The sequence below is a fragment of the Euzebya rosea genome, assembly GCF_003073135.1.
Classification (GTDB): Bacteria; Actinomycetota; Nitriliruptoria; order Euzebyales; family Euzebyaceae; genus Euzebya; species Euzebya rosea.
This window is the reverse complement of sequence record NZ_PGDQ01000006.1, coordinates 146,830-166,271: the sequence shown is the minus strand read 5'-3', so window position 1 is coordinate 166,271 and position 19,442 is coordinate 146,830. Positions and strand designations below refer to the sequence as shown.

At 72.3% G+C, this 19,442-nt stretch carries 25 protein-coding genes and 1 tRNA gene; 9 read left to right on the top strand and 17 right to left on the bottom strand.

Annotated features, from left to right (window positions below):
* Nucleotides 1-2: 2 nt before the first annotated feature.
* Nucleotides 3-455 carry a flavodoxin family protein gene (locus tag CUC05_RS09850; protein ID WP_108665927.1) on the bottom strand — a complete coding sequence of 151 codons (453 nt, stop codon included), beginning with the start codon at nt 453-455 and terminating at the stop codon, nt 3-5.
* Nucleotides 456-541: 86 nt separating this feature from the next.
* Between CUC05_RS09850 and CUC05_RS09845 the strand changes: the two genes are divergently transcribed.
* Nucleotides 542-1,261, top strand: coding sequence for a sulfite exporter TauE/SafE family protein (locus CUC05_RS09845; RefSeq protein ID WP_157965416.1), 720 nt, complete (start codon nt 542-544; stop codon nt 1,259-1,261).
* Between the two features lie 39 nt (nt 1,262-1,300).
* On the opposite strand, the gene CUC05_RS09840 is transcribed toward CUC05_RS09845, so the two are convergent.
* From CUC05_RS09840 to CUC05_RS09790, 11 genes are all read right to left on the bottom strand, one after another.
* Nucleotides 1,301-1,924 carry a class I SAM-dependent methyltransferase gene (locus CUC05_RS09840; protein ID WP_108665925.1) on the bottom strand — a complete coding sequence of 208 codons (624 nt, stop codon included), beginning with the start codon at nt 1,922-1,924 and terminating at the stop codon, nt 1,301-1,303.
* Nucleotides 1,925-1,974: 50 nt separating this feature from the next.
* Nucleotides 1,975-2,433 carry an ATP-binding protein gene (locus tag CUC05_RS09835; protein ID WP_108665924.1) on the bottom strand — a complete coding sequence of 153 codons (459 nt, stop codon included), beginning with the start codon at nt 2,431-2,433 and terminating at the stop codon, nt 1,975-1,977.
* The gene (locus CUC05_RS09830; RefSeq protein WP_108666149.1) at nt 2,430-2,759 is read right to left on the bottom strand and encodes an STAS domain-containing protein; all 330 of its coding nucleotides are present in this window, start codon (nt 2,757-2,759) and stop codon (nt 2,430-2,432) included. The genes CUC05_RS09835 and CUC05_RS09830 overlap by 4 nt, the downstream gene beginning before the upstream one ends.
* A 152-nt stretch (nt 2,760-2,911) precedes the next feature.
* Nucleotides 2,912-4,123: a fibronectin type III domain-containing protein gene (locus CUC05_RS09825; RefSeq protein ID WP_157965415.1), complete on the bottom strand. Its 1,212-nt coding sequence runs from the start codon at nt 4,121-4,123 to the stop codon at nt 2,912-2,914.
* 27 nt (nt 4,124-4,150) lie between these two features.
* On the bottom strand, nt 4,151-4,948 hold the full coding sequence (locus CUC05_RS09820; RefSeq protein ID WP_157965414.1) for a sortase: 798 nt from the start codon (nt 4,946-4,948) through the stop codon (nt 4,151-4,153).
* A 47-nt stretch (nt 4,949-4,995) separates the two neighbouring features.
* A complete protein-coding gene (locus CUC05_RS09815) occupies nt 4,996-5,382 on the bottom strand; it encodes a hypothetical protein (RefSeq protein ID WP_108665921.1) in 387 nt (128 codons plus the stop codon).
* Nucleotides 5,379-5,744, bottom strand: coding sequence for a hypothetical protein (locus CUC05_RS09810; protein ID WP_108665920.1), 366 nt, complete (start codon nt 5,742-5,744; stop codon nt 5,379-5,381). Before CUC05_RS09810 ends, CUC05_RS09815 begins: the two co-directional genes overlap by 4 nt.
* Nucleotides 5,745-5,835: 91 nt before the next feature.
* Nucleotides 5,836-6,144, bottom strand: a complete 309-nt coding sequence (locus tag CUC05_RS09805) for a hypothetical protein (RefSeq protein ID WP_108665919.1) — start codon at nt 6,142-6,144, stop codon at nt 5,836-5,838.
* Nucleotides 6,145-6,168: 24 nt separating this feature from the next.
* Nucleotides 6,169-7,239, bottom strand: coding sequence for a type II secretion system F family protein (locus CUC05_RS09800; RefSeq protein ID WP_108665918.1), 1,071 nt, complete (start codon nt 7,237-7,239; stop codon nt 6,169-6,171).
* On the bottom strand, nt 7,236-8,423 hold the full coding sequence (locus CUC05_RS09795) for a TadA family conjugal transfer-associated ATPase (RefSeq protein WP_157965413.1): 1,188 nt from the start codon (nt 8,421-8,423) through the stop codon (nt 7,236-7,238). Before CUC05_RS09795 ends, CUC05_RS09800 begins: the two co-directional genes overlap by 4 nt.
* Nucleotides 8,413-9,264 carry a hypothetical protein gene (locus CUC05_RS09790; RefSeq protein ID WP_108665916.1) on the bottom strand — a complete coding sequence of 284 codons (852 nt, stop codon included), beginning with the start codon at nt 9,262-9,264 and terminating at the stop codon, nt 8,413-8,415. Before CUC05_RS09790 ends, CUC05_RS09795 begins: the two co-directional genes overlap by 11 nt.
* Nucleotides 9,265-9,352: 88 nt before the next feature.
* On the opposite strand from CUC05_RS09790, the gene CUC05_RS09785 reads away from it, so the two are divergent.
* The gene (locus CUC05_RS09785) at nt 9,353-10,024 is read left to right on the top strand and encodes a PaaI family thioesterase (RefSeq protein WP_108665915.1); all 672 of its coding nucleotides are present in this window, start codon (nt 9,353-9,355) and stop codon (nt 10,022-10,024) included.
* A gap of 129 nt (nt 10,025-10,153) precedes the next feature.
* On the opposite strand, the gene CUC05_RS09780 is transcribed toward CUC05_RS09785, so the two are convergent.
* The 3 genes from CUC05_RS09780 to CUC05_RS09770 form a co-directional block, all read right to left on the bottom strand.
* Entirely contained in the window at nt 10,154-10,501 is a 348-nt protein-coding gene (locus tag CUC05_RS09780; protein ID WP_108665914.1) for a nuclear transport factor 2 family protein, read from the bottom strand.
* A 119-nt stretch (nt 10,502-10,620) separates the two neighbouring features.
* Complete coding sequence (locus CUC05_RS09775) at nt 10,621-11,112, bottom strand: proteasome activator (RefSeq protein ID WP_108665913.1); 492 nt, start codon at nt 11,110-11,112, stop codon at nt 10,621-10,623.
* 78 nt (nt 11,113-11,190) lie between these two features.
* The gene (locus CUC05_RS09770) at nt 11,191-12,006 is read right to left on the bottom strand and encodes a tetratricopeptide repeat protein (RefSeq protein ID WP_108665912.1); all 816 of its coding nucleotides are present in this window, start codon (nt 12,004-12,006) and stop codon (nt 11,191-11,193) included.
* 101 nt (nt 12,007-12,107) lie between these two features.
* Here CUC05_RS09770 and CUC05_RS09765 point away from each other — a divergent pair, with 101 nt between their 5' ends.
* Nucleotides 12,108-12,512: a PaaI family thioesterase gene (locus CUC05_RS09765; RefSeq protein ID WP_108665911.1), complete on the top strand. Its 405-nt coding sequence runs from the start codon at nt 12,108-12,110 to the stop codon at nt 12,510-12,512.
* A gap of 21 nt (nt 12,513-12,533) precedes the next feature.
* Here CUC05_RS09765 and CUC05_RS09760 read toward each other — a convergent pair whose 3' ends face one another.
* Entirely contained in the window at nt 12,534-13,403 is an 870-nt protein-coding gene (locus CUC05_RS09760; protein ID WP_108665910.1) for a PAC2 family protein, read from the bottom strand.
* A 76-nt stretch (nt 13,404-13,479) separates the two neighbouring features.
* Between CUC05_RS09760 and CUC05_RS24640 the strand changes: the two genes are divergently transcribed.
* A tRNA-Sec gene (locus CUC05_RS24640) sits at nt 13,480-13,573 on the top strand.
* A gap of 84 nt (nt 13,574-13,657) precedes the next feature.
* Nucleotides 13,658-15,496, top strand: coding sequence for a sensor histidine kinase (locus CUC05_RS09755; RefSeq protein WP_170127971.1), 1,839 nt, complete (start codon nt 13,658-13,660; stop codon nt 15,494-15,496).
* 9 nt (nt 15,497-15,505) lie between these two features.
* On the opposite strand, the gene aroQ is transcribed toward CUC05_RS09755, so the two are convergent.
* Nucleotides 15,506-15,952 (bottom strand): type II 3-dehydroquinate dehydratase, encoded by a 447-nt coding sequence (aroQ, locus tag CUC05_RS09750; protein WP_108666148.1) that lies wholly within the window; start codon nt 15,950-15,952, stop codon nt 15,506-15,508.
* Nucleotides 15,953-16,113: 161 nt separating this feature from the next.
* On the opposite strand from aroQ, the gene CUC05_RS09745 reads away from it, so the two are divergent.
* From CUC05_RS09745 to CUC05_RS09735, 4 genes are all read left to right on the top strand, one after another.
* Nucleotides 16,114-16,614, top strand: coding sequence for a hypothetical protein (locus CUC05_RS09745; RefSeq protein WP_108665908.1), 501 nt, complete (start codon nt 16,114-16,116; stop codon nt 16,612-16,614).
* A gap of 193 nt (nt 16,615-16,807) precedes the next feature.
* Nucleotides 16,808-18,370, top strand: a complete 1,563-nt coding sequence (locus CUC05_RS09740; protein ID WP_108666147.1) for an AMP-binding protein — start codon at nt 16,808-16,810, stop codon at nt 18,368-18,370.
* Nucleotides 18,370-18,627 (top strand): DUF2510 domain-containing protein, encoded by a 258-nt coding sequence (locus CUC05_RS24635; protein WP_157965411.1) that lies wholly within the window; start codon nt 18,370-18,372, stop codon nt 18,625-18,627. Before CUC05_RS09740 ends, CUC05_RS24635 begins: the two co-directional genes overlap by 1 nt.
* The gene (locus tag CUC05_RS09735; RefSeq protein WP_157965410.1) at nt 18,624-19,430 is read left to right on the top strand and encodes a prolipoprotein diacylglyceryl transferase; all 807 of its coding nucleotides are present in this window, start codon (nt 18,624-18,626) and stop codon (nt 19,428-19,430) included. The genes CUC05_RS24635 and CUC05_RS09735 overlap by 4 nt, the downstream gene beginning before the upstream one ends.
* The last annotated feature ends 12 nt before the right edge of the window (nt 19,431-19,442 follow it).

Sequence of the window (19,442 nt, the reverse complement as noted above, 5' to 3'; positions counted from 1 at the left end):
TTTCAGGCGATGGTCGCGGCGACCGTGGCCGCGAGCTCGATCGTGGCCGTGACCGCGTCGTCGTCGGCCGGCCCCTCCAGGACGACCGGCGGGACGACCCTGTGCCACCGCATCCCCGTGGCGATCGCCTCGAGCGCTCGGACCGCGCCGTCGGCGTCCGTGGTGCCCTTGACCACGGCGGCGTAGGGAAGGTTGGCCGTCACGTCCTCCAGGGCCCTGAAGGAGGAGTCGAAGAAGTGCTTGAGCGCCCCGGAGATGTAGCCGAAGTTGACCGGCGTCACGCAGATGACCCCGTCACTGGCCAGCACGTCGTCGGCGGTGGCCTCCAGCGCCGGTCGCAGCACCGCCTCGACGGCCCCGTCGAGGTCGGGGTGGGTGGCGCCGGCCACGACCGCGTCGGTCAGGCGACGGACGGACGCCATGGGCGAGTGGTGGACGATCAGCAGTCGGGCCATGACCGGCCACGCTAACCGGCGAACCCGGCCGTGCCGGCCGAATGGACAGCGGAGTGGCCCGCTCCGGGCACGCACGCTGTTGGTTCGTGGATGTCGGTGCGCTCGTGCTCGTCGCCGCTGCCGCCGTCCTCGGTGGTGCAGCGCAGTCCGTGCTGGGCTTCGGCGCGGCGTTCACGCTGGTCCCGGCCCTGGCGGTGTTCGCCCCCGACCTGCTGCCGGGTGCGGCGATCGCGGCGTTCCTGCCCCTGACCGCGCTCATGGCCTACCGGGAGCGGCACCATGCGGACCGTGCGGCGGCGACGCGCCTGGCGGTCGCCCGGGTACCCGGCACGTTGGTCGGCACCGCTGCGGTGGCGCTGCTGCCGGTGCGGGGCCTCGCGGCCACCGTCGCCGTCCTGCTGCTGGCAGCCGTCCTGTCCACGGCCCGTGGGTGGACGGTGACCGAGACCGCCCGCACGACGGCGGCGGCGGGACTCATCAGCGGGTTCTCCGGCACGGCGGTCGGACTCGGCGGCCCTCCGCTGGCCCTGCTGTACCGCGAGCGCCACTCCAGCGAGGTCCGGCCGACCCTGGCCGTGGTGTTCGGGGTCGGCACGGTGCTGTCCATCGCGACCCTCAGCGCCACCGGCGGTTTCCACCTGGAGGACCTGCGCGCAGGGTTGGCCCTCGGCGGCCTGAACGTCGTCGGCATGGTCCTCGCGGCACCGGCCCTGCGTCGGGTGCCGGAGGCCGTGATCCGACAGGGCCTGCTGGTATGGGCGTTCGTGGGCGCGCTGCTGGCCCTCGTCCGCGTCGTCTCCGGCTGAACCCCTCGGGCTGATCCCCCGGGACCGGCTGCGGGTCGGCTAGGCCGGGTCGGTCGGGGCCAGGCCGATGCCCTGGACCCACCGCTGGGGAATGCCTCGCGGATCGGGACGCGACTCGACCTCGACGTCGACGTAGCCCATGCGCAGCAGCAGGGCGCGCAACTCCTCCGCGGTGATGGAGGTGGCCTGGACCTTGCCCGCAGGCGGGTCGTCGATCAGGGCGAGGTCGGTCTCGCCCTCGGGGAAGCTGAGGTAGATGGGCCCACCGGCCTGCACGCGACGGAACTCGCGCATGGCAGCCGGGATGGCACGGCGCGGAAGGTGCTGCAGCGCCGCAGGGGCCCAGATGCCCATGAACTGGTTGTCGGCGAACGGGAGGGCCCGGTAGTCCCAGCGGGCCAGCAGGCCCTTGGGGAAGAACGTGCGCGCGACCTTCATGCACTCCATGGAGATGTCGCCGGACGCGGCACGGAGGCCGACGTCGCGGAGCAGGCGCACGTCGACACCGGGGCCCCCGGCCACATCGAGCACCAGCGCATCCTGGCCGGCCATCCGGGCGAAGGTGCGGGCGCTGTCACGGGGCCGACGATCCTTCCACGACTCCAGGTACTCCTGGGCACAGGCGTCGTAGAGGTTGACGGTTGCGGTGAGAAGAGCATCCACGGGACGGCGATCCTAGCTGCCGCACGGACCGTCGAGTGCCTGATGGCACCTCAACCGGTCGTGATGCCGTCGGCGCTCGAGGCCTCGGTCAGCGAGAAGCGCAGGCGAACGGTCGTCCCGCCCGCATCCTCGGGGAGCTCGATCTCCAGGCCATCGGCCAGCGACTCCATGACCGTCAGCCCGTACCCACGCTCGGCCAGCTCCGCCAGCTCCATGCCCTCGACGGCGGAGACGACGATCTCGTCACGGCGAAGTCCTGGACCACGGTCCATGATCTCCACGACCAGCGCGTCCTCGTCGAGGCCGACTCGCAGGGTGATGGCCTCAGCCACTCCCGCATCGCGGTGGGCCTTGACGGCGTTGGTGACGCCTTCCGACACGCAGGTCCGCAGGTCGTGGACGCGGCCCGGTTCGAGCTTGCCCACGGTCGCTGCGGCAACGGCCATGGTGCGCGCCACACCGACCAACGCGGGGTCCGGGGGCAGCACCAGGTCCAGCCACTGACTCACGACTGATCGGCCACCTGGTCCAGCGAGTCGACGACGCCGAAGACGTCCACGAGTCCGGTCACCTCGAAGATCTTGCGGACCGAGTCCGATGGGCTGACGACGACGAGGTTGCCCTCGAGCTGGCGAAGGCGCTTGAGGCCACCGATCAGCACACCGAGGCCCGTGGAGTCCATGAAGCCGACTTCCGTCAGGTCCACCGCCACCAGCCGCACACCGTCGTCGACGGCGTCCTGGATGCGCTGCCGGAGCGTCGGTGCCGTGGCGATGTCGATCTCGCCGTTGACCGCAAGCACGGTTCGTGTGCCGTTGCGGTCCTCGTTGATCATCACCTGCACAGGTGCCGCACCATCCTCTCGAAGTTCATTCCGCGCCCCTCGTCCAGAGCCGTTCCGGGCAAACATGTCCGGGCCACACGGTACCTAATCATCGTTTCGCCAACTTTTCGCGGCCGTCGTCACGCACGGTGACGACTCGTGCGTCATCGGCGAGAACCCACCGAAAGATAGCGACGCAGGTGACCGGCGACGACCACGAGCAGCAATCCAGTCGCGCTGGCGAGCACGAGCTGGCGCCGTCGGCCCTCTTCCTCGTCGGTGGTCAGGATCGCCTCGCTGCCGCCCGGACGGATGCTGCCGTCCAGCAACGCGGTCTCGGTTTCGGTCAGCTCCAGGGCGGTTTCGGTCGGGCCGATCGGCAGGAGCGGCTCGAAGACCCCGTCGTCGAGGGGGACGACGGCAGGTGGGGCAGGCGCAGCCGGTGCGGGGGCCGGAGCGGGGACGGTGACCGGTCGGGGCCGGCTCGGCTCGGGCGTCACGGTGGCGGTGCCCGTTTCCGCTGGGCCGGGGTCCTGGGCCACGTCGTCGTTGCCCGGGCGGCCGATGGGTCCGCCGGGCTGGGGGGTGGGCGTGGGCTCGACGGACGGCCGGTCGTCGGGCTCGGCAGGCGGGTCGAACGTCCCCGGGTCGGCGGGGTCGGCACGAACGCCACGGGGCCGAGAGAACCCGACGACCTCGCCGTCGCTGCCGTCGCTGCGGACCACGACGAGGCGGTAGAGGTAGGCGCCGGGGCTGGCGACCTCGTCGGTGGTGTCGCGGACCGCCGGGTCGTCGAACCGAGCGACGGTGCGCCACAGGCTGTCGTCGGTGTCGGGTCGACGCTGGATGCGGTAGGCCAGGAAGTCGGGCAGGTCGACCGGATCCCACGTCAGGGCCACCACCGTGGCGTCCTCCCCCGTCGGCGCGGCGACCAGCTGACCCTCGACGGGGACGGCCAGGACGACCTCGTGGCCCTCGAACGCGGGGGGATCCCCTGCGGCGGGCACGGGACGCACGACCAGCCGGTGACGGCCGTTGTGCATCGGTTGCTGGCCCAGCGGGTCGACCTGCAGGGCCCAGCGCTGCTCACCGTCCAGCCCCGGGCCGTCGACCCGGTTGAGCTGGAACACCCGGTTGGTCGGCCCAGCGAGCTGGGCCTCGACCCGCTCGATGATCTCGCCGTCGGAGGGGTCGACGACCACCTCGATGGTGAACGTCCCGTCCAGCGACGTGCCCGCCGCAGGGGAGGCGAGCCGGAAGCTGTCGACCGCCGTCGCCGGCAGGCCGCCGAGCAGCACGGCTGCCAGCAGGCACAGCACGGCCAGCATCCATCCCAGCGGAAGGGATGCAGGCGACAGCGACGGGCCCCTGGTCATCGACCGCCCACGGTAGCTCGGACGGGGTCAGGCCCCGTCCGCCTCCGTCCCGTCGTCGGGCAGGCGGTCGATCGGGACGGGCAGGCCGTCGGTGCCGAACTGCCGTGGGGTGGTCTCGACCAGCTCGGCCCTGATGATGAGCCGTTGGCGTGCGCTGCCCTTGGGGTGGCAGGTGGTCAGGGTCAGCATGGCGGTCTCCGTGGGGCCGACGACCTCCCACTGCGCCGGGTCGACGATCCAGCAGGCCCCGGTCGGACACGGACGGGCGACGTCGGCGGGGGCCGGCACCACCCGGTAGGTGTGGACCTCCAGCGGTGTGACGAGCGTGATCTCCGCGCCGACGACGAGCTCGTCGACCCGGTTGAACGGCTTGCCGTACGTCGTCCGGTGGCCGGCGATGGAGACGTTGCCGACCTCGCCTGGCAGCGGCGTCGTCGGGTAGTGGCCTGCGCCGGCACGCAGCGCGGCGGGCGAGGTGCCCTCCACCACGACGGTGTCCACCCCGAGGTCGGGCATGACGATGCGGGTCAGCGGGTCGCCGGTGGTGATCGTGCGGGTGCTGTACCGCTCGACCAGCTCGGCGGACTCGAACTGGTCCTCCAACGGTCGCTGGACCAGCTGGGTGGTGTAGATGTCGGTGAAGAAGGGGTAGGCGAAGATGCCGGCCCCGGCGACGAACAGCAACACGGAGAACAGCGACAGCAGCCGTCGGCCCGCTGGACGCAGGCGTACGGCGTCCATCAGGTAGCCCGTGGTCGACGCGCCCGTCGCACCCCGTGGCAGCGGATCCGGCTGCAGCAGCCCGGAGGAGATCATCTCGCTCATGGGAGGGCGCCAGCGTAGCGTCGAGTCGACCCCGCAGGCCGGTCCGGTCAGGGCGGATGGAGCGCGGCCGCAGCCTCCGTCGTCACGACCCCGTCGACCAGCGGCAGGTCGAGGTCGACCGCGACGGCAACGACGACACTTCGAGGCCATCCGGCCAGCTCGACCCGTACGAGCGAGGCCCCGTTGTCGCGGGCCACGTCGGCGGCTGCCTCCACGTTGGGACTGCCGCTGCCGCCGGCGAGCGGCGACCCGGTCAGCACTGCCAGGGCGGCGGCGTCCGCGGCGGCGGTGCCGTGTTGCAGCGCCACCGTCGCACGCCCCAGCGACGCGATGGCGACGGTCAGCCCGAGGGTCACGAGTCCGAGCACGAGCAGGGTGGTCGGTGCTGAGGCACCCGCGGCCCGGTCCTGCGGCAGCCACCGGGGTGCGGTCACGGGACGTCCTGGGTGATCGTGGTGGCTGATGCGGTCAGCGGCAGGCGGACCCCGGAGAGGACGGGTACCGAGACGGTGGTGGCGACCCGGACCGTCACCGGGTCCCCCGGCTGGCGAACACCCGAGGGTGGGTCGACGGTGACGTCCAGCCACGGCCGGTCGGCGAGTCGCTCCACGACCTCGTCGTCGTGGTCGACGCTGGCCGCCCGCGCGAGCTCCACGGCCAGCGCATGGGTCCGCAGCGCCGTGGCGGCCACGCCGCCGACGGCGACGAGCCCGACGACCAGCAGGGCGACGAGGGGCAGGACCATGGCGAACTCCATGGCCTGGCTGCCGTCGTCGCCGCGCAGGCGGTCCGCCACCGGCGCCGAGGGCAGGGGACGGGGCGTCCGGCGGGCCGGGCCGACGGGGGCCGCAGGGCGACCTCCCGTCGGCCGGCGCCCACCGAGTCGGTCAGGCGATGGCACCGAAGGCCGGCAGGAGGTCGCCGATCCGGTCCAGGAGCGACCCGAACAGGCCGGTGAAGAACTCCTTGATGGCCTCCTCGAACCACGGCTGGCGCATCAACCAGGTCAGCACGCTGACCGACGCCACGCCGGCGCCACCGAGCATGGCGTACTCCATGGCCTGCGCGCCGGTGTCGTCGGCCAGGCGGTCGAGGACCGTGGTCGAGGGGACGGGGTCGGTCGAGGGGACGGAAGCGGTCGAGGGGACGGGGACGGTCGGGGGAACCGTCGAGCGGTCGGTGGTGGTGTCGGACATGTGCTGTGCCTTTCGATGTCGGTGCTACGACCACAGCCGGACGCTGCTGAACGCCGAGACCACGAGCGGGACGACGACCAGCAGCCCGAAGGCCGGGACCAGCAGCAGGGTTGTGGGGAAGACGAGTCGGACCGAGAGCTGCTCGGCGGCGGCCTCGGATGCGGCGGTGGCGCGGCGACCCAGGTCGTCGGCCAGCAGGCGGAGCGAGGCGACGGCAGGGGCACCCCATCGCCCGCTGACGTCGATGACGTCGGCGACCTCCTGCAGCCCGCGAGGGAACGCGTCGGCAGGCGGGAGGCCGGCACGGAGGCCATCGGCCGCCCGACGCAGCGGCCGACGCACGCCGGGGGGACCGAGGCGTGACACCAGGTCCATCGCCTCGGCAAGGGGCACACCCGCGGCGAGCGAGACGGCCAGCAGCTGAAGCGCCTCCACGGTCGGCAGCAGCCCGTCCGCACCCGAGCGGTCCAGCGCGCCTCGCCCGGGACGCAGGACGCGATGGGGCGCCTCCACGAGCGGGTCGACGAGCAGGACGGCCCGGCCCACGCCGGACACGAGGTGGCGCATCCACCAGGAGGCCAGCAGCACGAGGAGGCCGGCGGTCGCCATCAGGACGGCCCCACCGGGGCTGGCCAGGAACGTGCGGGCCCCGGTGTCGAGCAAGGCGATGCCAGTGGCCCCGACCACCGGAAGGGCGGTCAACATCCGGGCGACCAGCCGTGCCTGTGCGGACCGCGTGTGGACCAGCCGGTCGAGCTCGACCGCACGCACCACCGCGTCGATCAACCCGTCGAGGACCGGTACGGCCGCCGTGCCTGCCACCTCGGCCGCGGCCAGCCCCCGGACGAGGGGGCCGGCAGGGCAGGCCGGGTCGGCGGCGAGCACCTGCAGGTCGGCACCGGCGACCAGGCGACGGGTGATGATGGCCAGCGGGCCGCCCCGGTCGGGCACCGCCGTCAGCGCCTGGGCAGGTGTGGCCCCGGCGTGCAGCGCGGCCCGCACCAGGAGGAGGTCGACGGGGGCGACAGATGCATCGGCGCGAGCGGACCCTGCGGCGGCCCGTGCACCGGCGCGCGGGCGCAGCAGCGCGGTCATGCCGCCATCCCCTCGGACGCACCGAGGGGCGCCCGGTCAACGGTGACGGCAGCGGGTCCCGAACCCGGCCACGACCCGCGTCGCCAGAGCGGGTCGGCCACGGGCCGTCCGTTCGCCGTCGACACCCTGGCGACCTCGACCACACCGCGTTGCCCGTCGGGCCCGCGGTCCAGCGCGACGACGAGGTCCATGGCGCTGCCGAGCTGGGCGTGGACCGCCTCCATCGGCAGGCCGGCCTGCAGCGCCATTCCCTCCATCCGCACGAGCGCCTGTGCGCCGCTGCGGGCGTGCACGGTCGTCATGCAGCCCTCGTGGCCGGTCACCAGCGCCTGGAGGACGTCGGCCAGCTCGACCCCACGGACCTCGCCGACCACGATCCGGTCGGGGCGCATCCGCAGCGCCTGCCGCACGAGGTCGGCGATCGTGACCGCCCCCGTGCCCTCCGTCGACGGGGGCTGGGCCTCGAGCCGGACCAGATGCGGGGTGTCGGGCCGCAGCTCGGGCGCATCCTCGATCAGGACCACCCGCTCGTCGCTGCCGACATCGGAGACCAACCGCTGGAGCAGCGTGGTCTTGCCGGTCCCGGTGCGTCCGCAGACGACCATGCACTCCCGCTCGGCCACGGCCTGCCGCAGCAGGTCGGCCACCTCCGGCGGCACGGCACCGGAGGCCACCAGCGCGGCCCAGGGCAGCAGGCGGGCATCGAAGCGGCGGAGGGTGACCAGCGGCCCGTCGGCGCAGACCGGCGCGATGACCGCGTGCAGCCGGCTGCCGTCGGGCAGGCGGGCGTCGACCCAGGGCTTGGCGCGGTCGATGCGGGCGCCGCGAGGCCCGACGACCCGACGGACGGCGTCGAGGACGGCGTCGGCGGAGCCGAACGTCACATCGGTCCGCTCAAGCACGCCGTGCCGCTCGACCCACACCTCGTCGGGCCCGTTGACCATCACGTCGGTCACCCCCGGCCGGCGCAGCAGCACCTCCAGCGGCCCAAGGCCGGCCAGGTGGTCGGCGAGCGTCCGCACGGCCTCGGCGAACCGGTCCTCGGGCAGGGCCACCCCTTCCTCGCGCAGCGCTCGCGCGACCGCAGCACGGACCGCTGCGGGGCCTCGCGTCGCCGACCCGTCGGCGGCGTCGGCCAGCCGGCTCCGCACGCGGTCGAGCAAGTCGTCCCGGTCAGCGACCACGAGCGGCACCCCCGGCGGCACCGGCCACGCGAAGGCCCGCGCGGAGGTCGGCGACCAGCCGGCCGGGCAGCGCCCCCGGCAGGCGACCGCGAAGGCCCGCGCGGGCCACCCTGACGCTGTGGTCGAGGTGCACGTGTCGCCGGCCGGCCACCGCCCGAGCCACCTCGTGCGGGTGCAGGCCGCCCGTGCCCACGGTGACCACGACCGGCGCCGATCCCGTGCGGACGGCGGCCAGCAGGGATGCGTCGGGGCGGGCCACGAGGACATGACCGCGGGCGTCGACGCCGAGGTCGACCACCACGCGTTCACCGGTCACCGCACGGCCGATCGCATCGTGCAGGTCACCTCCGACGCGCAACCCGGGCACCGCGTCGACCTCGTGGGACGCCGAGCCGTCCACGCCGCACAGCCGTCGGCCGGCAACGTCGGTGACGAGCCAGGTGGGCACGCCGGACCACGCTGACGCCGCCGCCGTGGCGATCGCGACCGTGCTGGTCCCCACTCCTCCCGCGGCCCCCGCCACACCCACCACGTCCGCAGCCGGCCGCACCACCGCCGTCGGGCGCAGCTCGGCCAGTCGTTCGGCCTCCTCGGGCCAGCGCACCACGTCCCGGACACCGGAAGCCATGGCGTGCCGGACGTCGGCGCCGTCCAGGGACCGCGCGACGAGGACGGCTCCCTCGCACACCGACTCGACGTCGACGAGGCGCAGCCGTGCCGGCAGCGCCACCGAGTCGGCGACGACCTGCCAGCCGAGGGTCGACTCGACCCACCGGACGACGTCGTCGGCCAGCTGCCGGTCGGCCATCTCGACGGCCACGGGAAGGGCTGTGGTGCTCACGGCTCGCACCGTAGGCAGGCCGACGGCGACACGACCGAGCAACCGGTGCAGCCCTGTGGACAACCCGCGGGGAGTAGGCTGCGTTCTCGTGACGAACCCAAGCCCGGAGAACACGAGCCCGGACGTATCCCAGCCGACCGCTGACGACACCCTGGCCGTCCGCATCGCCGCCGCCGAGGCGATGCGCCGGCTGAACCACGCGATGGTGGCCCACGAGGCCGACCCCGGCCTGCTGCAGCGCATCGCCCGCGAGGCCACCGCCACCGCCGCCGTCGTCGAGGCCGGCCCCCGCCGCGAGCGTCCCATCCGACGGATGAAGACCCAGCTGTGGCAGGCGCCCGTGGAGGAGGGGCAGCGACTCGCGCACTTCGAGGAGTGCATGGTCAGCGGCCGGGCCAACCCCATGGGCATCGCCATGCAGCCACGCCGGGAGGGCGACCGGATCGTGGCCGACGTCAACTTCGGTGCGGCCTTCGAGGGCGCGCCGCAGCGAGCGCACGGCGGCGCCGTCGCCGCCGTGATGGACGACATCATGGGCTACGTGCTGCTGCTGACGGCCACGCCGGCCTTCACCGGCAGGCTCGGCATCAGCTACCGGGCCCCGACCCCGGTCCAGACCGACCTCGTGGCCAGCGCCTGGATGGACCGGCGGGACGGGCGGAAGATCTTCCTCGTCGGTGACCTGCGGACCGCCGACGGCGACCTGATCGCCGAGGCCGACGCGCTGTTCGTCGCCATCCCCCGCGAGCGGCTCGCCTGACCCGACCGGCAGGTCGGTGCCGACGAGCCCGGACGGGAAGACGACGAACGCGGAGGGAAAAACGACGAGCGCACCCCTGATGGGGTGCGCGTCCGGGCTCGAGGGGTCGGGTGGCCGACCCCGGGCGTCCTAGTAGTAGTCGCGCTGGTAGGCGATGCCCTGGTCGGAGACCTCGATCCAGCTGGACCGGGGCAGGGAGTTCCAGCGACGGCCGGCCGCGGTGTAGGAGATCGCCCACTCGATGGCGGCGAAGGAGCCGTCCTCGGACTCGAGGATCCGCTTGGTCGACACGTCGATGTTCTCGCGGGCCTGCATCCACGAGGACAGGTACGCCTGGATCAGCTTGTTGGTCTCGTGCGGCGGGTTCTGCGGCTCGAGCCACACCGCGTCGGGGGCGTAGAGCTCACCGACGGTCTCCACGTCGACCTTCTCCAACGCAGCTCGAAGCTGCTCCCAGTGCTCGCGTGCGCGACCCATGTACTTGACTCCTCGTGATGAACGGCGACGGATGCGTCACCGGCGAACGACCGCAGAGGGTATCGAACCCGCGCGCCACCGGCCCAACCGACCGGTGGATGCCTGGACGGTGGTGGCGATCAGAGGTAGTTGCCCGGGCTGCGGCCCGAGGACTCGGCCTGCTCGCCGCCGGGCGCCGTGCCGGCCGGCAGGCCACGGCCACGCATGGCCTCCAGCTGCTTCCGCGCGGCGGCCTGCTGGTTGAAGATCGCCGCCTGGATGCCCTGGAACAGCCCTTCGAGCCAACCGATGAGCTGCGCCTGGGCGATCATCAGCTCGCTCTGCGACGGGGTCTCGGTGTCGAAGTCGAAGGAGAACTGCGACAGCTCGTCCTGCAGGTCGCTGCTGAGGATCCCGCACAGCTCGTTGAGCGCACGTTCGTGCACGTGGCGGAGGCGTCCGCGGCCGGCCTCGTCGGCGTCGGCCCGGCGCGCCTCCTCCTGCACCTCGCGCAGCATCACGGCGATGCGCATCAGCTTGCCGGGCTCGCTGATCATCGGTTCGGACTCCTCGTCCTCCGCGACATCGGCGTCCTGCGGCTCGTCGTCCACGACCTCGATCTGTTCAACCATCGGCGCGCACCCTACCCCGCCGTTCCGACACGGACACGTCCGAGGGTGACCCCAGGCTCCCGCACGCGCGGCGGGCGATCAGAACAGCGCGGCGGCAAGCCTCGGCCGGGCCTGCTTGACCAGCGGGTGGTCGTTGCCGAGCACGGTGAAGACCTCCAGCAGGGCGTCGCGTGCCGCCTCCTTCGTCGACGGGGTCCGCACGCCGTCCAGCAGCACCGCGATCGCTCCCTCGTGGTCACCGCCAGCGGCCAGCGCCCGGCCGAGCGCCACACGGGCATCGTCCTCGCCCTGCGCCACACGGCTGCGGAGGTCCTCGACGTCCCCGACCTGCTCGCTGGTGGCCGACAGGTTCAGCGCGGCGATGGCCTGCTGCACCTCCGGGGTCGGCCGCGCCCTGGCCAGGATCGCCTGCGCGTCCTCGACGTCGTCGGTGTCGGCGGCCAGCGCCAGCGCCGCCGCCGGATGGTCGACCTCGAGCTCCATGGCCTGCTCCAGCAGGCTGCGGCGCCGATCGGCGTCCACCTCGTTGCCGGCGGCGATGACCAGCCGGTCGGCCTCCGACGGTCCCAGCCCGGCGAAGAACTGCGCGATGACGGGGGCGGGCTGCAAGCCGGTGAACTCCGCCGCCACCCTGCCGTCGACGAACGCCTTCACCGCCGGGATGCCCTGCACCCCGAACTGCTGGGCCAGCCGCGGCGCGTGGTCGACGTTGACCTTGACCACGTCGACCTGGCCGGCATGCTGCTCGGCCATCTGCTCCAGCAGCGGCGACAGCTGGCGACACGGGCCGCACCACTCGGCCCAGAAGTCGACCACGACGGGACGGGACTTCGAGCCCTCCACGACGACGTCGACGAACTCCGATTCCTGTACGTCCTTCACGACAACGCTCATGGCGCCCCAATCTAGGCAGGGCCTGCAACGCCGACAGTCCCCCGGCCGGTCGCCCCACGACGATGCTGCTGTCGCCCCGCCCACGAGCCAGACTGCCGGGCATGGAAATCGACCCCGAGAGCTTCCCGCGCGACGGATTCCTCGAGCTGCTGGGCGTGGAGGTCATCGACCTCACCCCCGAACGCTGCGAGGTGCGCCTGGAGATCAACCCCACCCACCACCAGCCCTACGGCATCGTGCACGGTGGGGTGTACTGCACCCTCGCCGAGTCCGCCGCCAGCGTGGGCGCGGTCATGGCCATCGGCGGCAAGCCCGCCGTCGGCATGTCCAACCACACCGACTTCCTGCGGTCCATGCGGGAGGGGACGATCACGGCCGTCGCCACCCCGATCCACGTCGGCCGGTCCTCCCAGCTGTGGGAGGTCGACATGACCGATCAGGACGGGCGGAAGGTCGCCCAGTCCAAGGTGCGGCTGTTCAACCTGCCCGACGGCGCGGCGGGCTGAGCCCGCTGCCCGGGGGGTGGGCTACTCGCCGCCCCGGTCGGACAGGAAGCGTTCGATCTCGGCGGCAAGGTCGTCACCCGACGGCACCTGCATCGCGGCCCCGCCCTCGTCGTGGTGGGCCTCCAGCCGGCTGATCATGACGGCGGCTTCCGGGTGGTCGGCGACGGCGTCGTTGACCTGCTCCTCGTGGGCTCGCGCGGCGGCCTGCAGCTCGGTGGTGTCGATGGACACCCCGAAGGCGCCGGCGACGACGTCGACGAGCGCCAGGGCGGACGACGGGTGGTTGTTGGCGGAGATGTAGTGGGGCACCTCGGCCCACATGCCGACCGCCGGAATGCCGGCCTCGCCCATGCGGTGCTGCAGCATCACCTGCGCGCCCACGGGACCGGTGTAGCCGGCGACCTCGCTGGTGGTCGGCAGCACCTCGCCCGAGGCGATGTTGCGGGCGGAGGTGACGTTGACCGGACGGGTGTGCGGGACCGCGGCCGGGTAGGCACCCAGGCCGATCACCTGCTCGATGCCGAGGTCACGGCACAGCCGGACGACGGTGGCGCAGAAGGCCTCCCACCGCATGTCGGGCTCGGGGCCGAGCAGGAACACCGCGTCGTGCGGCGAGTCGTCGACTCGCGCCACCAGCACCTGCAGCTCGTCGAACTCCATGCGCCGCAGGACGCCGCTGTCCATGACCGTCGTGGGCCGGCGTGCCCGGTAGTCGATGAACGTGTCGTGGTCGAAGGTGGCCACGACCTCGGCGGTCCAGCGATGCCGCAGGAACATGGCGGCGGTCTGGGCGGCGTTGCCTGCGTCGATGAAGCCATCGAGGGCGAGCAGCATCACCGGACGCCGCAGCGCCGGCACTTCCTGGGTCCAGTGGATGGAGGGGGTGGCCATGGCCCTCAAGGCTAGTCGGCAGCGCACCGCTCCTCACGAGCGGCCTGCCCGGGACGGGTAGGGTGTGGGAGCCCATGGGGGCGTCTGGGTTCCTGGTGGGCCCCACGGTCTTCAACACCGATGAGGGCGGCTCGGCCGTCCTGGCGGGTTCGATTCCCGTCCGCCTCCGCTTCCTCCCCGTTCCACGACCCTCGTGCCCGGATCCCGTTCATGTCGGTCGTTGCCCGGCCGATCGTGCCTCTACCATGTTGCTGGTGGGCTCGGACGGAAGGCGGGACACCGAGGCGTCGTCGCGCTCGGTGTGGCCTGTCGCGCTGCCGTGGGTCATCGGGGCGGTGCTGCTCGCGCTGACGGTCAGCTTGGTCGTGTGGGCGGAGCGAACGGTGGACTCCAGCGCCCAGGACCGGCTGGACCGGCGGGCCAACGAGGCCCGCGAGGCCATCGACCGTCGGATGCAGGCCTACACCGAGTCCATCTTCGGTGGACGTGGCCTGTTCACCGCCGGTCCCGTGGACCGCAACGAGTGGCGCGCCTTCGTCGGGGCGCTCGAGCTGACGACTCGGTACCCCGGCATCCAGGTGATCGGGCACGCCACGCGGGTCGACGCGACGCAGCTGGGCGCACACGTCGAGGCGGTCAACGCCGACGCCGGCACCGTCGATGCGTACCCCGAGTTCGTGCCCCATCCACGGACCACCGACGACACCAAGGTCCTGATCGACTACGTCGAGCCGACCGCCGGCAACGAGGCCGCGTTCGGCCTGGACTTCTTCTCCGAGGCCAACCGCCGTGCGGCCGTGGAGCTGACACGCGACACCGGGCAGGTCGCCACCACCGCCCCGATCGTGCTTGTCCAGGAAACGGGCTCCCAGAGCGGCTTCCTCGTCATGGTCGCCATCTACGACAACCCCGGCGTGTCCACGGTGGAGGAACGGCGCGCGGCGTTCACGGGCGTGTCCTACGCCGCCTTTCGCATGGGCGACCTGGTGGAGGGGGTGCTCGGCGACAACGCCGACGCCCGGCTGGAGGTCTACGACGTCGGCACCCCGGACGACCCGGTGCCGGCCAGCCCGGACAACCTGACCTTCGGCGACGACGCGACCGTGCCCGACGGGGTCGATGCCAGCGACGCACGGCTGCTGGAGTACGACATCGGCGGGCGACGCTGGGCGATCCTCTACCAGGCCGTCGAGCCCCTGAACACGCCGTTCGAGCGGGCCACCCCCTGGGTGGTCGGGGTCGTCGGGCTGATCATCACCTCCCTCATCGTGCTGGGACTGCGGTCGATGTCGACCGCCCGCATCCGTGCGGTCCGGCTGGCCGAGTCCATGACCAAGGACCTGCGGGAGAGCCGCGAGGAGCTGGCCCGGTCGAACCTGGAGCTGGAACGGTTCGCCTACGTCGCCTCCCACGACCTGCAGGAGCCGCTGCGCACGGTGTCGAGCTTCGTCGGGCTGCTCCAGATGCAGTACGCCGACGGGCTGGACGATCGAGCCCTCGAGTACATCGCCTACGCCCGCGACGGGGCCAGCCGCATGTCGACGTTGATCAGCGAGCTGCTGGACTACTCCCGTGCCGGGCGGGACCACGTCCTGGAGCCCGTGGACCTCAACGTCTCCTGGCGTCAGGCCGTCGGATCGTTGGGGGCGGCGATCCTCGAGGCCGAGGCGATCGTGGAGGTCGATCCGCTGCCGACGGTCCTGGCCGAACCGGCTGCCATGGCCCAGGTGTTCCAGAACCTCATCGGCAACGCCCTGAAGTACCGCTCTCCGGGCGAGGTGCGCATCCACGGCACCGCCACCCGCGAGGACGGCATGTGGCGGATCACGGTGACCGACAACGGCATCGGCATCGACCCGCAGTACCACGACGAGATCTTCGTGATGCTCCGCCGCCTGCACACCCGTCAGGAGTATCCCGGCACGGGCATGGGACTGGCGATCTCAAAGAAGCACATCGAGGCAGCCGGCGGTCGGATCGGCGTCGAGTCCAGCCCGGGCAACGGCGCCACGTTCTGGTTCACCGCCCCGCCGGCACCTGTCGAGGCAGCACCGGCGACGGACGCGCCCGACGCCGTCGAGACCGGGACCTGACGGTCGACCTCAGGTCGGCGCTGCGTCCAGGTGGCCGAGCAGGCCGTCGAGGGCCACGGTGTAGCTGCGCCAGCCGAAGCCGGCGACGACGCCGAGGCACACCCCGGCCAGCATCGAACGGTGGCGGAACTCCTCCCTGGCGTGGACGTTGGACAGGTGGGTCTCCACCACCGGAAGGCCACAGGCGCTGATCGCGTCCCGCAGGGCCACCGACGTGTGGGTGTAGGCGCCCGGGTTGAACACGACGCCAGCACGGGTGCCGTGGGCGGCGTGGAGGGCCTCGACGAGCTGGCCCTCGTGGTTGGACTGCACGTGGGTGATGGTCGCGCGGTCACCCGCGTGCGCGACGACGCGCGCGACGATGTCCTCCAGCGTGTCGGCCCCGTAGACCTCGGGCTCGCGCACCCCGAGCATGTTGAGGTTCGGGCCGTTGAGCAGCAGGACGTCGTGTGCCATCGCCATGGAGCGTAGTCACGCCCGTCGCCGACGAGGGTCAGGACGCTCAGAGGACCGCCAACCGCCTCTCAGAGTCCCCTCACGAACACGGCTCAGTCTGTTGTTCGAGCCGGACGGGACATCCGCCGGGCCACCGGACCGAAACGAAAGGCGTTTCCATCATGACCACCACCGCCAAGACCGTGTCGGCGCTCGCCATCGCCGCGCTGCTCAGCCTGGCGCTGTTCCTCTCCCCCGTCGGCATCTCCCGAGCCCAGGAGGACGACGCCACCGAGGACACCACCGACGTGCCGGCCGATGACACCACCGAGGACGGGTCGGACCGTCCCGACCGCGAGCCCCTCACCGACGAGGAGCGCGAAGCCCTCCGGGCCGAGCGCGAGGCCGAACGACAGGCCTTCGTCGACGACGTCGCGGCCGAGCTCGGCGTCACCAGCGACGAGCTGACCGGCGCGTTCCGGACCGTCGCCATCGAGCGAGTCCAGGAGAAGGTCGCCGACGGCACCATCACCCAGGAGCGCGCCGACGAGATCATCGAACGCATCGAGTCCAGCGACGGCTTCGGCTTCGGCTTCGGTGGCCGCGGCCACGGTCGTGGGCATGGCCACCGGGGCATGGGCGGCCACGACGCCGGCGTGGCCGAGTCCGGATCCGAGATCTGACCACCTCCGGGGGAGGACACCCCCCACCTGCCCCGGACGGGGTCGGCCCACGGGCCGGCCCCGCGTCTCGTCGTGGCCCCGGTGTCCCGACGGGGACACGTGGATTGCCGAACGGCCGGGCCCCGGGCTTCACTTCTCGCCGTCGACGGTGCAGGATCCGGGCGACCCCACCCCCGAGCCGAGGAACCCGTCCATGGCGTCCATCGTCCACCAGAGCCCGCTGCCCTCCCTGGAGATCCCCGAACAGGCGCTGACGCCGTTCACCATGGCCAACGCCGCCCAGCTGGGCGACAAGCCGGCCCTGATCGACGGGCCGACCGGTCGGACGCTGACCTACAGCCAGCTCGACCAGGGCATCCGTGCGCTGGCAGGTGGGCTGGTGGCCCGGGGCTTCGGCAAGGGCGACGTCCTGGCGATCCTGGCCCCGAACCTCCCCGAGTACGCCGTGGTCTTCCACGGCGTGGCGATGACGGGCGGTGCGGTCACCACGATCAACCCGACCTACACCCCCAAGGAGATCCGTCACCAGCTGACCGACGCGGGGGCCACCATGCTGGTCACCGTCGGGATGTTCCTCGACACCGCTCGCGAGGCCATCGAGGGCACGCAGGTCGAGTCCATCCACGTCATCGGTGAGGCGGAGGGCGCCGAACCCCTGACGGCCCTGTTCGGCGAGCCGCTGGCCGAGCAGGTCGAGGTCGACCTCGACGACGTGGTGGTCCTGCCGTACTCCTCCGGCACCACCGGCCTGTCCAAGGGCGTGATGCTGACGCACCGCAACCTGGTCGCCAACATCCAGCAGACCCGCGTGCCGATGGACCTGACGGCCGACGAGGCCTTCATCGCCGTCCTGCCGTTCTTCCACATCTACGGCATGCAGGTGCTGATGAACTCCGGACTCCGGACCGGCGCGACCATCATCACGATGCCGCGGTTCGACCCGATGCAGTTCCTGGAGCTGAACGCCCAGCACGGCTGCACCCGCGCGTTCGTCGCCCCGCCCATCGTGGTCTTCCTGGCCAAGCACCCCGCCGTCGACGGCTTCGACCTGTCGAAGCTGGAGACGATCTTCTCCGGCGCGGCACCGCTGTCCGCCGAGCTCGCCGAGGAGGCCGCCACCCGCTTGGGCTGCGAGGTCGTCCAGGGCTACGGGATGACCGAGCTGTCGCCGGTGACCCAGCTGACCACCCCCGGCGGGTTCAAGCCGGGCAGCGTGGGCGTGACCACGCCGAACACCGAGATCATGATCGTCGACCCGGTCACGGGCGAGTCGCTCGGCACCGACGCCGAGGGCGAGCTGTGGATCCGCGGCCCCCAGGTGATGAAGGGGTACCTGAACAACGAGAAGGCGACGGCCGAGACGATCACCGACGACGGCTGGCTGCGCACCGGCGACGTCGCCAGGGTCGACGAGGACGGGCACGTCTACATCGTCGACCGGCTCAAGGAGCTCATCAAGTACAAGGGCTTCCAGGTCCCGCCGGCCGAGCTCGAGGCGCTGCTCCTGACCCACCCGGACGTGGCCGACGCCGCCGTCATCGGCATCCCCGACGACGACGCCGGTGAGCTGCCGATCGGCTACGTGGTCCTCAAGGAGGGACGCACCACCACCGAGGACGACATCAAGGCCTTCGTCGCCGAGGAGGTCGCCACCTACAAGCAGCTCCACCGCATCACGGTGCTCGACGAGATCCCCAAGTCCGCGTCCGGCAAGATCCTGCGGCGCGTGCTGCGGGACCGCAACGACGCGGGCTGATGCCACCGGCCGGGTGGTTCCCCGACCCGTCCAACCCGCGCGCGATGCGATGGTGGGACGGGCAGGCGTGGACCGACCACGTCGCGGACGTTCGGCTCGGCCCCGACCATCCGGCCCCCAAGCCGCGGCCCAGCGGCGGCAGGACCGTCCTCGTCGTCCTCGGGGTGGTCGTCGCGTGGCTGCTGGTCTCCGCCGCGATGATCGCCCTGCTGTTCGGTGCCTGCCTGGCGCTGCTCTCGGGGGCGACGCCGCAGTGATCTCGACCTGGCAGCTCGGCCCCTGGTCAGCGCCGATCCACGACCTGTTCGTGGTGCTCGGCGCCCTGGTCGGCCTTGCCGTGTACGTGACCGAGGCACGACGTCGTGGCATGGCCGATCGTGCCCACCTGCTGGTCGCGGCCGGAGCCCTGGTCGGTGGGGTGCTGCTGGCGAAGGGCGCCACGACCTGGCGGTACCTGCTGACCGTGGACGACCCGTCGGTGCTGGGGGTGCTGGCGTACGGCGGCAAGTCGATCCTCGGGGGCTTGTTCGGGGCCTACGCCGGGGCGGAGGTCACCAAGAAGCTCGTCGGCATCCACCACTCCACCGGCGACCTGTTCGCCCCCGCGGTCCCGGCCGCGATGGCCGTGGGGAGGATCGGCTGCCTGCTGACCGAACCGTTGGGCACCCCGACCTCGTTGCCGTGGGGGGTGGCGTTGTCACCGGACCAGGCCGACGGGTTGGTGGGATGCGACGCCGCGTGCCTGCTGCCGAGCCACCCGACGCATGCCTACGAGATCGGCTTCCACGTGGTGTCGCTGGTCGCCGTGGTCGCGCTGCGCGACCGGCTGCACAAGCGTGGGATGATCTTCACGGTGTGGCTGCTGGCCTACGGGACGTTCCGGTTCGCCAGCGAGTGGCTGCGCGCCAACCCCGACCTGGTCGGGCCCCTGTCGGGGTCACAGGTGTTCCTGCTGGTGACGCTGCCGTTGCTGGCGTGGCGACTCGTGCGGACGTGGCGGTCGGGGCTGCTGCGCCCACCCTCGTTCCCCGAGCCGGTTGCCGTGGAGGTGGGGTCGTGAGCGATCAGTCGG

What these genes read in the sequence shown, in the direction of transcription:
- CUC05_RS09850 (WP_108665927.1), bottom strand. Translation starts at nt 455, where the DNA reads ATGGCCCGACTGCTGATCGTCCACCACTCGCCCATGGCGTCCGTCCGT.
- CUC05_RS09830 (WP_108666149.1), bottom strand. Translation starts at nt 2,759, where the DNA reads ATGATCAACGAGGACCGCAACGGCACACGAACCGTGCTTGCGGTCAAC.
- CUC05_RS09825 (WP_157965415.1), bottom strand. Translation starts at nt 4,123, where the DNA reads ATGACCAGGGGCCCGTCGCTGTCGCCTGCATCCCTTCCGCTGGGATGG.
- CUC05_RS09820 (WP_157965414.1), bottom strand. Translation starts at nt 4,948, where the DNA reads ATGAGCGAGATGATCTCCTCCGGGCTGCTGCAGCCGGATCCGCTGCCA.
- CUC05_RS09805 (WP_108665919.1), bottom strand. Translation starts at nt 6,144, where the DNA reads ATGTCCGACACCACCACCGACCGCTCGACGGTTCCCCCGACCGTCCCC.
- CUC05_RS09800 (WP_108665918.1), bottom strand. Translation starts at nt 7,239, where the DNA reads ATGACCGCGCTGCTGCGCCCGCGCGCCGGTGCACGGGCCGCCGCAGGG.
- CUC05_RS09780 (WP_108665914.1), bottom strand. Translation starts at nt 10,501, where the DNA reads ATGGGTCGCGCACGCGAGCACTGGGAGCAGCTTCGAGCTGCGTTGGAG.
- CUC05_RS09775 (WP_108665913.1), bottom strand. Translation starts at nt 11,112, where the DNA reads ATGGTTGAACAGATCGAGGTCGTGGACGACGAGCCGCAGGACGCCGAT.
- CUC05_RS09770 (WP_108665912.1), bottom strand. Translation starts at nt 12,006, where the DNA reads ATGAGCGTTGTCGTGAAGGACGTACAGGAATCGGAGTTCGTCGACGTC.
- CUC05_RS09765 (WP_108665911.1), top strand. Translation starts at nt 12,108, where the DNA reads ATGGAAATCGACCCCGAGAGCTTCCCGCGCGACGGATTCCTCGAGCTG.
- CUC05_RS09760 (WP_108665910.1), bottom strand. Translation starts at nt 13,403, where the DNA reads ATGGCCACCCCCTCCATCCACTGGACCCAGGAAGTGCCGGCGCTGCGG.
- aroQ (WP_108666148.1), bottom strand. Translation starts at nt 15,952, where the DNA reads ATGGCACACGACGTCCTGCTGCTCAACGGCCCGAACCTCAACATGCTC.
- CUC05_RS09745 (WP_108665908.1), top strand. Translation starts at nt 16,114, where the DNA reads ATGACCACCACCGCCAAGACCGTGTCGGCGCTCGCCATCGCCGCGCTG.
- CUC05_RS09740 (WP_108666147.1), top strand. Translation starts at nt 16,808, where the DNA reads ATGGCGTCCATCGTCCACCAGAGCCCGCTGCCCTCCCTGGAGATCCCC.
- CUC05_RS24635 (WP_157965411.1), top strand. Translation starts at nt 18,370, where the DNA reads ATGCCACCGGCCGGGTGGTTCCCCGACCCGTCCAACCCGCGCGCGATG.